Origin of the sequence: Stenotrophomonas sp. RIT309, from assembly GCF_000632045.1 — a bacterium.
Lineage (GTDB): Bacteria > Pseudomonadota > Gammaproteobacteria > Xanthomonadales > Xanthomonadaceae > Stenotrophomonas > Stenotrophomonas indicatrix.
Window position 1 is genome coordinate 54,523 of the sequence record NZ_JFYS01000007.1, and the last position, 14,872, is coordinate 69,394.

The window sequence follows — 14,872 nt, forward strand, 5'->3', positions numbered from 1 at the left end:
CAAGCGTGGCGATCGCCCATGCTTGTTCGCTTCTGAAACGGAATTCGCCATGTACCGCCTGCTGTCCGTACTGCTTGCCAGCCTCCTGCCACTTGCTTCCCAGGCCGCAAACACGCCGCCAACCCCCGGTATCGAGTTCGTGCACCACGACTGGTTCCTGGCCTGCGACAACACCGGCACCTGCCGTGCAGCCGGCTACGGCCCTGAAAAGGCGGACAGCCTGCTGGGCCTGATGCTGGAACGTGCCGGCGGCCCCGGCACGGCAGTGAAGGCGAGGCTGCGGGTCGGCGAGGATGGCGAAAGTGCAGTGCCTGAAGGTTCAATGCGCCTGCACGTGAACGGTCGTGATCTGGGCCCAGTGCAGGACACCGGGGCCGACGAAGCAGTGATGCTGCGGCCGACGCAGGTAGTAGGCCTGCTGGCCGCCCTGCCCGGCCAGGCACGCATCGAGGTGATCGACAGCAAGGGCACGCGCTGGCCGATTTCCGATCGTGGTGCCGCCGCGGTGCTGCTGAAAATGGACGAGGTCCAAGGGCGCGTGGGCACGCCCGGTGCGCTGGTACGCCGCGGCACGCGTGCCGAAGCGAGCGTGCCCGCCGCGGTGGCCAAGCCGGTGATCGTGCGCGGCGCGCTGGCGGCCGGCCGCCCCGGCGATAGCGGGCTGGGCCGCAGCGAAGCGCTGCGCGACGCGCTGATTGCCACGCTCGGCGACAACGACGACTGTCCGCGCCTGATCGAGTACAAGGGGACGCCGGAAATGGTGATCGAGCGGTTGGACGACCACCATGTGCTGGTGCAGGCGTTGTGCCAGATGGGCGCGTACAACTACAGCAATGGCTTCTGGATCGCGCGCGATCAGCCGCCGTTCGCACCTGAGACGGTCACGCTGGAGGCAGAAGGCTTCTCGCGCTCCGATCGCACGTTGTACGCGCGCTACAAGGGCCGCGGCATCGGCGACTGCGTTTCCGGCTGGGACTGGGCCTGGGATGGCCGCAGATTCCAGCCAAGCAGTGCGTTCAGTACCGGTCTGTGTCGTGGCGTGGCGGGCGGGCACTGGACGCTGCCGACGCTGGTCAGCACGGTCCGCTGACCCGGAAACCTGGAACATGACTACGCTTCGATTTCCTCTACTGGCGCTGGCGTCACTGACGCTGGCACCTGTCAGCTTCGCCGGCACGCCCGCGCAGTTCACGTTCCTTGAACAGAACGGACACCTGGCATGCGATAACACAGGCACCTGCCGGATGGTGGCGTTCGGCCCACCGGCCGCGTTGATGCTGGGCGTGCTCATCGAGCGTGCCGCTGGACCAGACACCCCCGTGACGGCGCGATTGTCGCTGGCTGATGGCAGTGACGGCGCGCCCCGCAGCCCGCGGGTGCATCCAGAGGGCCGGCTGCGGCTGCATGTGGATGGCGCGGACCTGGGTGATATCGGCCCGGTGGATGCGCTTGAGGCCGGCCTGGCTCTGGCACCACCACATGCGCAGGCGCTGCTGGATGCACTGGTGCGCGGGCGGCCGGTCAGGATGACCGACACGGCGGGCCAGGCATGGCCATTGGCAGAGAGCGGTAATGCCGCACTGCTGCTGAAGATGGACGAGGCACAGGGCCGCTTGCACACCCCCGGGGCGTTGGTGGGCAAGGGTTTGCGGCCGGAATCGCAGGTGCCGGTCGCACGGGTGGCACCTCGCCTGGTGCCGCCACCGCTGCTGGTTGAAGCCCACGACGAGGATGCCGCGCTGGCCGAACGTGCCGATCTACTGCAAGCACTGCTACCGCGCGCCGAGGCTGGCGCGGGTTGCGCTGCAGCCTCTTCCCGCTACCTGCGCATCGAGCGGATCGATGCAACGCATGTGCTGGCGATGTTGAACTGCACGACCGGCCGCTACATCCGGCCAGCCGGCAGCTGGGTGATCCGCGACCGACCGCCCTTCACGCCCGTGCCGATCACCGCATCCACGCTGTTTCCGCTCTACCCGCATGCCGTGTTCCTTGAAGAAGGCTTTGCAAGCGCTACGGACCGCTGCGGGACAGACCGGCATTGGGCCTGGGATGGAGCCCGCCTGGTGCTGGCGGCAACCTTCGTCGGCCGGCACTGCCTGGGCGCCGGTCAGCGCCACTGGCAACTGCCGACCTACGTTACGGAATCGCGCTAGGGCATCCGCCGGGCATGGCCCGGCGCTACCACCCCGTCAGGCGTCGTGAAGCTGCCGTGGCTTCTTCCAGAACTGCGCTAGGGCATCCGCCGGGCGTGGCCCGGCGCTACCACCACTTCAGGCGTCGTGAAGCTGCCGTGGCTTCTTCCAGAACTGCCAGCGCTGGCCGCGATCCAGCTGGAACTGCAGGCCGTCCTCGAAATCCAGCACCAGGCGCTGCAGCTCGCCACGCTTGAGCGCGGCCAGCAGCGGCCGGATTGCATCGTTGCCCAGCTGCTGCAGCGAGCGCAGCTGGCGCAGGTCGACCAGTGCATCGACCGACTGCTCGCCATCCACCGCGACACCTGCGGCCTGGGCCAGGCCCTGCAGCAGCGCATCGCGGCTGCGCACCTGCGCGTGCGGCGTAGCCACCGATACCGGCATCACGCCACCACCCCAGAACCACAGCGAATTGATCGGCTGCTGGCCCTGCGCGGCGCGCTGCTGGTTCCACGCGTGGGTGTGCAGCAGCACCTGCGCTTCGGTCATCAGTGCGCGCCAGCGACGGCCCGCCTCGCCCGGCGGCAGGTGCGAGAACAGGTCATCACCCAGCACCTCGTCGGGGCTGTCGAACTCCGGCAGTTCAGTACCGATGGGCAGGCGCAGGTACCAGCGTGACGGATCGGGTGCATCCAGCACGAAGCCTGCATCCGCAAACAGCGGCTGCAGCACGGGCAGCAACGCCAGCGTATCGGCCAGGCTGGGCCGCAGCGTTTCGCCGTGGCCCATCATCCGCGCGCCATGCATGTCCGGCACCATGCAGGCCGGATCGGCACGCAGCCAGCAGGCGCCGGCGGCATCGCCGACGTCACGCTGGCGGGTCAACGCAGCCACCGGCCAGTGCGGCGCGGCCACCGTGAAGTGGCGCAGCAGCTGCGCGCGTTCACCGGCGTCGCCCTGCGAGGTGGTGGCGCGGCCCAGGGCGCGCGCCACGTCATCCGGCAATGCAGCTACCGCAAAGCGGCTGCGTGCCGGCAACAGCAGGGTCGCCGTCGCCACGGATCAGTCCTGGTAGCTGACGCTGACGATCTCGTACTCGCGCTGGCCGGCCGGCGCATCGATCACGATCGAATCACCTTCCAGCTTGCCGATCATCGCGCGGGCGACCGGCGAGGAAATCGCGATCAGGCCGAGTTTGATGTCCGCTTCCAGATCACCAACGATCTGGTACTTCTTCTCTTCGTCCGATTCCACGTCGGCCAGGATCACGCTGGCCCCGAACACCACCTTGGAGCCTGCATTGAGCTTGCTCACGTCGATGATCTCGGCGTGCGACAGCTCGCCTTCCAGCTGCTTGATGCGGCCTTCGATGAAGCCCTGTTCCTCGCGCGCGGCGTGGTACTCGGCGTTCTCCTTCAGGTCGCCGTGCTCGCGCGCTTCGGCGATCGCGGCGATCACCTTCGGACGCTTGACCGACTTCAGGTGATCCAGTTCGTCGCGCAGACGCTGCGCGCCCTTCATCGTGATGGGTGCTCTCATGCGTTCAACTCCTTGTGCAGTTCCTGCAGCGACCAGACCGGGCCGGTACCGCGGAATTCCAGTGAATCCACCAGCGCCTTGGCACCGGCAATGGTGGTCGAATAGGTGACACGGTGCTGCAGTGCCTCGCGACGGATCGAGAACGAGTCGTTGATCGCGGCACGGCCTTCGGTCGTGTTGACGATATAGACGATCTCGCCGTTCTTGATCGAATCGACGATGTGCGGGCGACCCTCGACCACCTTGTTGATGATCTCGCAGTCCATGCCGTGCTGCTGCAGCCACGCTGCGGTGCCACGGGTGGCAACCAGGCTGTAGCCACGCGCCAGCAGGGCCTTGGCCACCGGCAGCACGCGCTTCTTGTCCGGGTCGCGCACCGACACGAACGCCTTGCCCACCGGCGGCGCCTTGATGCCACCGGCTTCCTGCGCGCGCGCGAAGGCGGCGTTGAAGCTGCGGCCCACGCCCATCACCTCACCGGTGGAGCGCATCTCCGGCCCGAGGATCGGGTCGACGCCCTGGAACTTGGCGAACGGGAAGATCGCTTCCTTCACCGAGTAGTAGTCCGGCACGATTTCCTTGGTGGCGCCCTGCTCTTCCAGGGTCTTGCCCGCCATGCAGCGGGCCGCGATCTTGGCCAGCGGCATGCCGGTGGCCTTGGACACGAAGGGCACGGTGCGCGAGGCACGCGGATTCACTTCCAGCAGGAAGATGGTGTCGTTGCCTTCCTCATCGGTCTGGATCGCGAACTGGGTGTTCATCAGGCCCACCACGTTCAGGGCCTTGGCCAGCTCGACCACCTGGCGACGCAGCTCGGCCTGGGTTTCAGCCGACAGCGAGTAAGGCGGCAGCGAGCAGGAGGAATCGCCCGAGTGCACGCCAGCCTCTTCGATGTGCTCCATCACGCCGCCGATCAGGACGTTGCCCTGGGCGTCGGCGATGATGTCCACGTCGCACTCGACGGCGTTGTCGAGGAAGCGATCCAGCAGCACCGGCGAATCGTTGGACACCTTCACCGCGTCACGCACGTAGCGGGCCAGATCGGATTCGCCGTAGACGATTTCCATCGCGCGGCCACCCAGCACGTAGCTCGGGCGCACCACCAGCGGGTAACCGATCTCGCGCGCCAGCAGCAGGGCTTCCTGGTCGTTGCGGGCAATGCGGTTCGGCGGCTGCTTCAGGCCCAGGTTGTCCACCAGCTGCTGGAAGCGCTCGCGGTCTTCGGCCAGGTCGATCGAGTCCGGGCTGGTGCCGATCACCGGCACGCCGTTGGCTTCCAGCGCGCGTGCCAGCTTCAGCGGGGTCTGGCCGCCGTACTGCACGATCACGCCCTTCGGCTGCTCCAGCTCGACGATTTCCAGCACGTCTTCCAGGGTCAGCGGCTCGAAGTACAGGCGGTCGGAGGTGTCGTAGTCGGTCGACACGGTTTCCGGGTTGCAGTTGACCATGATGGTTTCATAGCCATCCTCGCGCAGCGCCAGTGCCGCGTGCACGCAGCAGTAGTCGAACTCGATGCCCTGGCCGATGCGGTTCGGGCCACCGCCGAGGATCATGATCTTGTCGCGGTTGCTCGGCGCGGCTTCGCACTCGTCCTCGTAGGTCGAGTACAGATAGGCGGTGCCGGTGGAGAACTCGGCGGCACAGGAGTCCACGCGCTTGTACACCGGGCGCACCTTGTGTGCGCGACGCAGCGCACGCACGGCCGCTTCGTTGGTGCCGGTCAGCTGGGCCAGGCGGGCGTCGGAGAAGCCGGCACGCTTGAGCTTGCGCAGGCGCGCCGCATCCAGTGCGTCGATCCCATCGGCTGCGACCTGGGTCTCGGCGGCGATGATTTCTTCAATCTGGTCCAGGAACCACGGATCGATGTAGGACAGCTTGAAGATGTCCTCCACGCTCATGCCGGCGCGGAACGCGTCGGCGACGAAGAACAGGCGCTCCGGACCCGGCGCCTTCAGCTCGCGGCGCAGGGTCTGCAGATCGTCTTCACTGGTCAGGTCCAGGCCGGTCGGGTCGAAGCCGACCTTGCCGGTTTCCAGGCCACGCAGGGCCTTCTGCATCGATTCCTGGAAGGTGCGGCCCATCGCCATCACCTCGCCCACCGACTTCATCTGGGTGGTCAGGCGCGCATCGGCAGCCGGGAACTTCTCGAAAGCGAAGCGCGGAATCTTGGTGACGACGTAGTCGATGGACGGCTCGAACGAGGCCGGGGTCAGGCCGCCGGTGATCTCGTTCTTCAGTTCGTCCAGGGTGTAGCCCACGGCCAGCTTGGCGGCGACCTTGGCGATCGGGAAGCCGGTGGCCTTGGACGCCAGCGCCGAGGAACGCGACACGCGCGGGTTCATCTCGATCACCACCACGCGGCCGGTGTCCGGGTTGATGCCGAACTGCACGTTCGAACCACCGGTATCCACGCCGATCTTGCGCAGCACGGCGATGGAGGCATCACGCAGGCGCTGGTATTCCTTGTCGGTCAGGGTCTGCGCCGGGGCCACGGTGATCGAGTCACCGGTATGCACGCCCATCGGGTCCAGGTTTTCGATCGAGCAGACGATGATGCAGTTGTCCGCAGTATCGCGGACCACTTCCATCTCGAATTCCTTCCAGCCCAGCACCGACTCTTCGACCAGCACTTCGGTGGTCGGCGACAGTTCCAGGCCGCGGTTGACGATCTCGATCAGCTCTTCGCGGTTGTAGGCGATGCCGCCGCCACTGCCGCCCAGGGTGAAGCTGGGGCGGATGATGGTCGGATAGCCGACGCGGGTCTGGATCTCCAGCGCTTCGTCCAGGGTATGGGCAACGGCAGCGGTCGGGCACTCCAGGCCGATCTCGCTCATCGCCACGCGGAACAGCTCGCGGTCTTCGGCCATCATGATCGCTTCGCGCTTGGCGCCGATCAGCTCGACGTTGTACTTCTCAAGCACACCGTTGTCGGCCAGGTCCAGCGCGCAGTTCAGCGCGGTCTGGCCACCCATCGTCGGCAGCAGCGCGTCGGGCTTCTCCTTGGCGATGATCTTCTCGACGGTCTGCCAGTTGATCGGCTCGATGTAGACGGCGTCGGCCATCTCCGGGTCGGTCATGATCGTGGCCGGATTGCTGTTGACCAGCACCACGCGGTAGCCCTCATCTCGCAGGGCCTTGCAGGCCTGGGCGCCGGAGTAATCGAACTCACAGGCCTGGCCGATGACGATCGGGCCGGCACCGATGATGAGGATGGTCTTGAGGTCAGTGCGCTTGGGCATTTTCTTCTCTAAGTCAGTACAGCGTGACAAGGGGGAGTGATCGCACGCTGTCGATCAGGAAATCTCTTCGGGTTTCAGCGCAATCCCGCACTGGTCCTGCAATCCCTGGCTCAGTTTCACCGCATATTCGTCAGGGACGCTCATTGCATCGAAACCAGCATCCAGGCGCTTGAAGGACGTACTGCCGAGAAAGGCGTCGAATCCGGCGGCGTACGCCTCGTCGTTGACGTTGACCGACGCGTCCGCTGCCGACTCCGGGAGCGCGCGGGTGAGGATCAGGTAACCCTTTCCGGACGGTGTGGCCAGGAAGCGCGACCAGTCCGCGACGATCACGTCACCGTCCTCGCCAAGGCTGTTGATCAACGACTGGCGCGCATGAACGTAGAAGAACGACTGGATGGAGGTGCGGGCGCATTGGCGATCGCTTTCGGCCAGCGCTTTGAGCGTTGGCACCTCCTCGACCATCATCGCCGCCGACGACGCACCGACCGAGTCTTTCTTCAACGTGTGCAGCAGCGCGTCCATGTCCGCAGCGGACGCCGGCGCAGCCTGTGCCGCACCCGCGGCGCAGCACAGCGACAGCAGCAGAGCGGCGCTGCGCATCAAGCCTTCGCCTCGGCCATCAGGGTCACGAAACGATCGAACAGCGGACCGACGTCATGCGGGCCCGGCGAGGCTTCCGGGTGGCCCTGGAACGAGAACGCCGGCACATCGGTGCGGGCGATGCCCTGGTTGGTGCCGTCGAACAGCGAACGGTGGGTCACCCGCAGCGTGGCCGGCAGACTGGCTTCATCGACCGCGAAGCCGTGGTTCTGCGAGGTGATCATCACCCGGCCGCTGTCCAGGTCCTGCACCGGATGGTTCGCGCCGTGGTGGCCATGGCCCATCTTGATCGTCTTCGCGCCCGAGGCCAGGCCCAGCAGCTGATGGCCCAGGCAGATGCCGAAGGTCGGAATCTTCACGTCGATGAAGGTCTTGATCGCGGCGATCGCGTAGTCGCACGGTTCCGGGTCACCCGGGCCGTTGGACAGGAACACGCCGTCCGGCTTCAGCGCCAGCACTTCAGCGGCCGGGGTCTGCGCCGGCACCACGGTGACCTCGCAGCCGCGCTCGGCCAGCATGCGCAGGATGTTGGTCTTCACGCCGAAGTCGTACGCCACGACCTTGTACTGGGCCGGCACGCTGACGAAGGCGTTGGCATCCAGGTCCAGCTGGCCCTCGGTCCAGACGTAGGTCTTGTCGGTAGTCACGACCTTGGCCAGATCCATGCCCTTCAGCCCCGGGAACTTGCGGGCCGCTTCCAGTGCCTTTTCCACGTCGATGCCGTCGCCGGCCATCAGCGCGCCGTTCTGGGCACCCTTCTCGCGCAGTATGCGGGTCAGCTTGCGGGTGTCGATGCCGGCGATGGCGACCACGCCACGCTGGATCAGCCAGTCCTGCAGCGACACCTGGCTGCGCCAGCTGCTCGGGCGGCGCGGTACGTCGCGCACGATCAGGCCGGCCGACCACACCTTGGACGCTTCATCGTCCTGGTCGGTCATGCCGGTGTTGCCAATGTGCGGATAGGTCAGCGTGACCATCTGCCGGGCGTAGGACGGGTCGGTCAACACTTCCTGGTAGCCGGTCATGGCGGTGTTGAACACCACTTCACCGACGGACAGGCCGGGCGCGCCTACGGATTCGCCCTCGAATACGGTGCCGTCTTCGAGGACGAGGATTGCGGCTTGGGTCACGGAATTCTCACTTTGGCTACCGAGGGGGTGCCGAAGTCACGCCTGCGCTTCACGGAAATCCGGTTGCAAAAAAGCGCGGACGTACGGTCTGGGACCGGTCCGGCTTTCGTGATTCGGCGAGTGCGAATTGTAGCGGTGCCGGGGCGCTCGCGCCAGCGGTTATCGCCATTCATGAACAGGCGATTGCGCATTCATTTCAATCCGGGGCCGTATGCAGGCACCCAAGGGTAGCGCCGGGCCATGCCCGGCGGATCTGCCACCGACGCCGGGCATGGCCCGGCGCTACCGGTTACAGGGGGCCGTCCAGCAGGTCCCTTACCCGGTAGCTGCCAGCCGCCCGGCCCTGCAGCTGGCGAGCGGCAAACAGCGCCCCGCGGGCAAAGATGTCGCGGTTGGTGGCCCGGTGCACCAGCTCGATGCGCTCGCCCAGGCCGGTGAACTGCACCAGATGCTCGCCGACGATGTCTCCGGCGCGCAGGCTGGCGTACTGCGGCTCGGCCCCGCCCCGCTGCGCCGCGGCCCCCAGGGTCAACGCCGTGCCCGAGGGAGCGTCCTTCTTCTGCGTATGGTGCGATTCGACGATGTCGCAGTTCCAGCCGGCCAGCGCCTGCGCTGCACGTTCCACCAGCTCATCGAGCACCGCCACGCCCAGGCTGAAGTTCGACGCCCACACCAGCGGGATCTTCGCCGCCGCTGCTTCCAGTGCCTGGCGCTGCACACTGGAAATACCGGTGGTGCCCGATACCAGTCCCGCACCGCGCTCCACGCACAGTGCCAGCAGCGCATCGAAGCCCTCGGGCAGGCTGAAGTCGATCGCCACATCGAACACCGGCGCCCCCGGCAACTCGCTGGCCGCGAAGAACGGCACGCCGTCGATCACCCGCTGCGCCGGCGCGCGGCCGGTCACCGCAGCGACGATCTGCAGGGAATCAGGATGTTCGGCGGCCAGCCGCAACAGGGCCTGGCCCATGCGCCCGGAGGCGCCGTGAATAAGCAATCGCAGGGGAGTCTGGTTCATGCACGCAGGCTAGCGGCAGCACGCATGGTCCGGCAAGCACTGTCGCTGCTACGCTGCGTGCCCCTTCAAGCGCTGGCCCGCACCCCATGCACCTTTGCAAACCGCCCGCGCCAAGCGCTGACGCCGTCATGCCGCCTGCGCGGATGCAGGGCTGAAACGGTGCGCATTTCCGAAGTCGCCCGCCGCACCGGCGCCAGCGCCAAGGCCATCCGCCTGTACGAGGCACGCGGCCTGCTGCCGCCAGTGCCGCGCCTGAACCGCTATCGCGACTACAGCGAGCAGGACGTGGCCTGGGTGCAGCTGATCCGACAGGCACTGGGGCTGGGCATCGGCTTGGCCGCCATCACCCGCCTGCAGCGCGGCGACGGCCAGCTGGACTGGCCAGCCGTGCTCGCCCTGCTGGAACGCCAGCGCACTGCGATTGCCGCCGAGCGCGAGCGCCTTGCCCGCACCGAGATCGAGCTGCTGCATGTGGCTGACGAGCTGCGGCAATGGCTGCAACAGGGCGATGGTCCCTGCGTGCTGGCCTCCGCTGGCTGCCCCGGCGGGGTTTGACTCTGCCCTTGGGGCATAGCGCAACGTCGGTCGCCTTCCAGCCTCCGAGACTGCCGTGTCCCGCTCCATCCTGATCCTGCTTGGCCATCCCGACCGCGACAGCCTGTGCGGCGCCCTCGCCCAGCGCTACGCGACCGCCGCCCGCAACGCCGGCCACCGCGTGCACTTGATCGCCCTGGGTGAACTGCAGTTCGACCCGGTGCTGCGCCACGGTTATCGCCAGATCCAGCCGTTGGAAACCGACCTGCAGGATGCAGCAGACGCGATCCAGGCCTGCGATCACCTGGTGCTGGTCTACCCGACGTGGTGGGGCGCGATGCCGGCACTGCTGAAGGGCTTCTTCGACCGCGTGCTGCTGCCGGGCTTTGCTTTTCGCTACCGGCGCGATTCGGTGTGGTGGGACCGGCTACTGGCGGGGCGCAGCGCGCGGGTCATCACCACGCTGGATACGCCGCCCTGGTACTACCGCTGGATCTACCGCGATCCGGGCATTACCCAGATCCGCGCCACCATCCTTAAGTTCTGCGGCATCCGCCCGGTGCGGGTCAGCCGGCTGGGCCCGGTGCGCAGTAGCACGCCGCAACAGCGCGAACGCTGGTTGGCACTGGCAGCGGAGCTTGGCACGCGGGCAGGTTGACGCATCGCCGCGAACCGGTCGCCTCACCCTGCCTGCAACGTAGATCCAAGTCCTGCGTGGATGATCAATTCCGACACCGCTGGAGGACAGCGCTGGGGATGGGTAGATCCACGCCATGCGTGGATGATCAATTCCGACACCGCTGGAGGGCAGCGCTGGGGATGGGTAGATCCACGCCATGCGTGGATGATCAATCGGCAGTGCGGACCAAGGTCCGCACTCACCAGGGCAGCGCCCAGACGCCTCTCTAGTGCTGCTTCGGCGGCGTCGGTCCGCAGCTGTCGCAGCCGCCGCACGCACCGCCACCGCCAGTGGCCGGCGGCGCGATCTTCCGGCCCAGCGCCTGCAGCCAGGCCGCACGGCCCGGCTTCAGCAGCGCCAGTGCCAGCGCGCCGCGCAGCTTGCGCACGGTGCCGGGCGCCTGCTTCTTCAACACCACCCACGCACTGACCAGCACGGCCACCGCGATGATCAGGTACTGGACCAGCAGGCCGGCATCCATCAGCCGCCTCCCAGCGCCACGGTCACCTGGTAGGTGATCAGCGCCGCGACATAGGCGGCAGCAAACAGGTAGAACGCCGAGAAGCCCATCGTCTTCCACGAGTTGGTCTCGCGCTTGATGGTGGCCAGCGTCGAAATGCACATCGGCGCGTAGATGAACCACACCAGCAGGGCCAGGCCGGTAGCCAGCGACCAGCCGTCGGCCACCACCGGCGACAGTGCGGAGATCGCCGCATCATCATCGGCGGCCGACAGCGCATACACCGTCGCCAGCGAGGACACCGCTACTTCGCGCGCAGCGAGGCCCGGGATCAGCGCGATGCAGATCTGCCAGTTGAAGCCCAGCGGCGCGAAGATCGCGGTCATCGCATGACCGATCTGGCCGGCGTAGCTGTAGTCGATGGCCGGCATCGTCGCGTCGGCGGGCGCGCCCGGGAACGACAGCAGGAACCACAGCAGGATGGTCAGCGCCAGGATGATGCCGCCGACACGCTTGAGGAAGATCATGCCGCGCTCGTACAGGCCGACGGCGAGGTCGCGCGGATGCGGAATGCGGTACGACGGCAGCTCCAGCATCAGCGGGTGCTCGCTCTTGTCGCGGCGCCACTTCTTCATCACCCACGACATCACCAGCGCGCTGAGGATGCCCGCCACGTACAGGCCGAACAGCACCAGGCCCTGCTGGTTGAAGATGCCGATCCTGCCGGCCGGTATGAACGCACCGATCAGCAGCGCATACACCGGCAGCCTTGCCGAGCAGGTCATCAGCGGTGCCACCAGGATCGTGGCCAGGCGGTCACGCGGGTCCTGGATGCTGCGGGTGGCCATGATGCCCGGCACCGCGCAGGCAAAGCTGGACAGCAGCGGGATGAACGACCGCCCCGACAGGCCGGCCGCCGCCATCATGCGGTCCAGCAGGAACGCGGCGCGTGGCAGGTAACCGGACTCTTCCAGCGCCAGGATGAAGGCGAACAGGATCAGGATCTGCGGCAGGAACACCACCACGCCGCCCAGGCCGGCGATGATGCCGTCGGTCAGCAGGCTGGTCAGCGGACCCGCCGGCAGCACGCTGGCAGCCAGCTCACCCAGCCAGGCAAAGCCGGCCTCGATGCCATCCATCAGCGGCGTGGCCCAGGCGAACACCGCCTGGAAGATCAGGAACATCACCACCACCAGCGTGATCAGGCCGAACACCGGATGCAGCAGCCAGCGGTCCAGCGTGTCGTCGATCTTCGCCGTCCGTGCCGGCATGCGTACGGCTGCGGCCAGGATCGCGCGCACCTGCGCGTGGTAGTCCACACCGCTCTCAACGCCGGCCAGCGGCGCATCCAGGTGCGGCACCATCGTATCCAGGCGTTCCACCAGTGCACGCGCGCCCTGCTTGCGTACCGCCACGGTTTCCACCACCGGCACACCGATCTCGCGCTCCAGCGCGGCCACATCGATCTGGATGCCGCGGCGCTGCGCGGCGTCGACCATGTTCAGGGCGATGATCATCGGCTTGCCCAGCTCGCGCAGTTCCAGGGCGAAGCGCAGGTGCAGGCGCAGGTTGGTGGCGTCGATCACGCACAGAAGGACGTCCGGCGCGGCCTCGCCCGGGTAGAACCCCCGGCACAGGTCGCGGGTGATCGCCTCGTCCAGGCTGGCCGGCTGCAGGCTGTAGGCGCCCGGCAGGTCCAGCACGGCGAACTCGCGGCCGGACGGCGCACGCAGGCGGCCTTCCTTGCGCTCAACGGTGACGCCGGTGTAATTGGCGACCTTCTGCCGGCTGCCGGTCAGCTGGTTGAACAGCGCGGTCTTGCCGCTGTTGGGGTTGCCGACCAGCGCGATGCGCAGCGGGGCGGCGGTTGCGGTGGCGCTCATGCACGTCCCTCCTGGCTGGCCGGGTCGATGACCACGCGCCGGGCCTCACTGATACGCAGCGCGAAACGGGTGAACCCGACCTGCACCAGCAGCGGCTCGCCACCAACCGGGCCTCGCGCCACCAGGCGCACTTCCTCACCCTTGACGAAGCCCAGCTCGCGCAGGCGCCGGGCGATGGCATCGTTGGCATGCAGGTCCTGCACGGAATCGACCACGGCCGAGGCGTGCAGGGGCAGTTCGGACAGCGTCATCTAGCGTGTTCTCTGCTGGATGTAAATGGTTCTCGATTCTAACATTCCCGCGTCGCGTCATGGCCCATGACCAACGGCCCGCTATGATCCATACAGGTATGGAGCAACCCCCGGAATCCCATGAACGATGCTTTGCAGATCGAGCGCAACGGCGCTGTCCTGACCCTCTGGCTGAACCGGCCGGAGCTGCACAACGCCTTTGACGCCGGCCTGATCGCCCGGCTGACCGCAGCCCTGGAAGCGGCCGGCCGCGATGACACGGTGCGCACGGTGGTGGTGGCCGGCCACGGTGCCTCCTTCTCCGCCGGTGCCGACATGCAGTGGATGCGCGGCATGGCCTCCGCCAGCGAGGCCGACAACCGTGACGACGCCCTGGCCCTGGCCCGGCTGATGCGCACCCTGGACGAACTGCCCAAGCCCACCCTCGCCCGCGTCCACGGCGCCGCCTTTGGTGGTGGCGTCGGCCTGGTGGCCTGCTGCGATATCGCCATCGCCACCACCGCCGCCCGCTTCGGCCTGACCGAAAGCCGTCTGGGCCTGCTGCCGGCAGTGATCTCGCCCTATGTGATCGAGGCCATCGGCAGCCGCCAGTCCCGCCGCTGGTTCGCCACCGGCGAGCACTTCGACGCCGACACCGCCCTGCGTATCGGCCTGATCCACCAGCTGGTGGAGCCCGAACGCCTGGACGAGGCCGTGCAGCGACAGCTGGCTTTGCTCGACAAGGCCGGGCCGATCGCCTCGGCTTCGGCCAAGCTGCTGGTCCGGCAGGTTCGCGACGCCCATGATCGCGACAGCCTGGACCGTGACAATGCCGCCCTGATCGCCCGCCTGCGGGTATCGGCCGAAGGCCAGGAGGGCTTGGGTGCCTTCCTCGACAAACGCGCGCCGCACTGGGTCACGGAGGCCTGACATGCTGGACCATATCGGCTTGAACAGCGGCGACCTGCCGCGCAGCAGGGCCTTCTTCCTGCAGGCGCTGGCACCGCTGCAGATCGGCGTGGTGATGGAGGTCAGCGCCGAACAGACCGGTGCCCACGACCACGTAGGTTTCGGCAACCACGGCAAGCCGTTCTTCTGGCTGGGCAATGCGGCGCCGGTCAGCCAGGGCGTGCACGTGGCCTTCGTCTGCGCCGAACGCGCCCAGGTTGATGCCTTCCACGCCGCCGCGCTGGCCGCAGGGGCACGCGACAATGGTGCGCCCGGCCTGCGTCCCTGGTACCACCCGGACTATTACGCCGCCTTCGTGATCGACCCCGACGGCAACAACATCGAGGCGGTCTGCCACCTGCCCGGGTAGATCCTTCCGCCGTAACCAGACGCGGGCATGGCCGCTTGTGCGACCCGCCTGCGTATCTCATCTGGCAGCCTGGCGAAGACCGGGCCGCCCCCGTTTCCCAGGAA

At 67.3% G+C, this 14,872-nt stretch carries 15 protein-coding genes; 6 read left to right on the forward strand and 9 right to left on the reverse strand.

All coding sequences use genetic code 11. The features are described from left to right. Positions 1–49 precede the first annotated feature (49 nt). Complete coding sequence (locus BW38_RS14945; protein WP_032975482.1) at positions 50–1,090, forward strand: DUF1176 domain-containing protein; 1,041 nt, start codon at positions 50–52, stop codon at positions 1,088–1,090. A 16-nt stretch (positions 1,091–1,106) separates the two neighbouring features. Further along, positions 1,107–2,156: a DUF1176 domain-containing protein gene (locus BW38_RS0120540; RefSeq protein WP_161763228.1), complete on the forward strand. Its 1,050-nt coding sequence runs from the start codon at positions 1,107–1,109 to the stop codon at positions 2,154–2,156. Between the two features lie 117 nt (positions 2,157–2,273). On the opposite strand, the gene BW38_RS14940 is transcribed toward BW38_RS0120540, so the two are convergent. From BW38_RS14940 to dapB, 6 genes are all read right to left on the reverse strand, one after another. Next, positions 2,274–3,194, reverse strand: coding sequence for a phosphoglycerate mutase (locus BW38_RS14940; RefSeq protein ID WP_032975483.1), 921 nt, complete (start codon positions 3,192–3,194; stop codon positions 2,274–2,276). A 3-nt stretch (positions 3,195–3,197) separates the two neighbouring features. Further along, a complete protein-coding gene (gene greA, locus BW38_RS14935) occupies positions 3,198–3,662 on the reverse strand; it encodes a transcription elongation factor GreA (RefSeq protein WP_025874725.1) in 465 nt (154 codons plus the stop codon). 8 nt (positions 3,663–3,670) lie between these two features. Further along, the gene (gene carB, locus BW38_RS14930; protein ID WP_032975484.1) at positions 3,671–6,913 is read right to left on the reverse strand and encodes a carbamoyl-phosphate synthase large subunit; all 3,243 of its coding nucleotides are present in this window, start codon (positions 6,911–6,913) and stop codon (positions 3,671–3,673) included. A 54-nt stretch (positions 6,914–6,967) separates the two neighbouring features. Further along, positions 6,968–7,516 (reverse strand): hypothetical protein, encoded by a 549-nt coding sequence (locus tag BW38_RS14925; RefSeq protein ID WP_032975486.1) that lies wholly within the window; start codon positions 7,514–7,516, stop codon positions 6,968–6,970. Continuing rightward, positions 7,516–8,646, reverse strand: coding sequence for a glutamine-hydrolyzing carbamoyl-phosphate synthase small subunit (gene carA / locus BW38_RS14920; protein ID WP_025874731.1), 1,131 nt, complete (start codon positions 8,644–8,646; stop codon positions 7,516–7,518). The genes BW38_RS14925 and carA overlap by 1 nt, the downstream gene beginning before the upstream one ends. Before the next feature lie 289 nt (positions 8,647–8,935). After that, a complete protein-coding gene (gene dapB / locus BW38_RS14915) occupies positions 8,936–9,664 on the reverse strand; it encodes a 4-hydroxy-tetrahydrodipicolinate reductase (protein WP_080277594.1) in 729 nt (242 codons plus the stop codon). Positions 9,665–9,823: 159 nt separating this feature from the next. Here dapB and BW38_RS14910 point away from each other — a divergent pair, with 159 nt between their 5' ends. Beyond that, positions 9,824–10,219, forward strand: coding sequence for a MerR family transcriptional regulator (locus BW38_RS14910; protein WP_032975488.1), 396 nt, complete (start codon positions 9,824–9,826; stop codon positions 10,217–10,219). 55 nt (positions 10,220–10,274) lie between these two features. Then, a complete protein-coding gene (locus tag BW38_RS14905) occupies positions 10,275–10,856 on the forward strand; it encodes an NAD(P)H-dependent oxidoreductase (RefSeq protein ID WP_032975491.1) in 582 nt (193 codons plus the stop codon). A 247-nt stretch (positions 10,857–11,103) separates the two neighbouring features. On the opposite strand, the gene BW38_RS14900 is transcribed toward BW38_RS14905, so the two are convergent. From BW38_RS14900 to BW38_RS14890, 3 genes are read right to left on the reverse strand one after another with little or no spacing between them, the layout of a single operon-like run. Continuing rightward, entirely contained in the window at positions 11,104–11,358 is a 255-nt protein-coding gene (locus tag BW38_RS14900) for a DUF6587 family protein (RefSeq protein ID WP_025874739.1), read from the reverse strand. Then, a complete protein-coding gene (gene feoB / locus BW38_RS14895) occupies positions 11,358–13,220 on the reverse strand; it encodes a ferrous iron transport protein B (protein WP_032975492.1) in 1,863 nt (620 codons plus the stop codon). Before feoB ends, BW38_RS14900 begins: the two co-directional genes overlap by 1 nt. Further along, on the reverse strand, positions 13,217–13,471 hold the full coding sequence (locus BW38_RS14890) for a FeoA family protein (RefSeq protein WP_025874743.1): 255 nt from the start codon (positions 13,469–13,471) through the stop codon (positions 13,217–13,219). The genes feoB and BW38_RS14890 overlap by 4 nt, the downstream gene beginning before the upstream one ends. Positions 13,472–13,591: 120 nt before the next feature. On the opposite strand from BW38_RS14890, the gene BW38_RS14885 reads away from it, so the two are divergent. Together BW38_RS14885 and BW38_RS14880 are read left to right on the forward strand one after the other, a co-directional pair. Further along, the gene (locus BW38_RS14885) at positions 13,592–14,380 is read left to right on the forward strand and encodes an enoyl-CoA hydratase-related protein (protein ID WP_025874745.1); all 789 of its coding nucleotides are present in this window, start codon (positions 13,592–13,594) and stop codon (positions 14,378–14,380) included. 1 nt (position 14,381) lies between these two features. Beyond that, complete coding sequence (locus BW38_RS14880) at positions 14,382–14,768, forward strand: VOC family protein (protein WP_032975493.1); 387 nt, start codon at positions 14,382–14,384, stop codon at positions 14,766–14,768. Positions 14,769–14,872 lie beyond the last annotated feature (104 nt).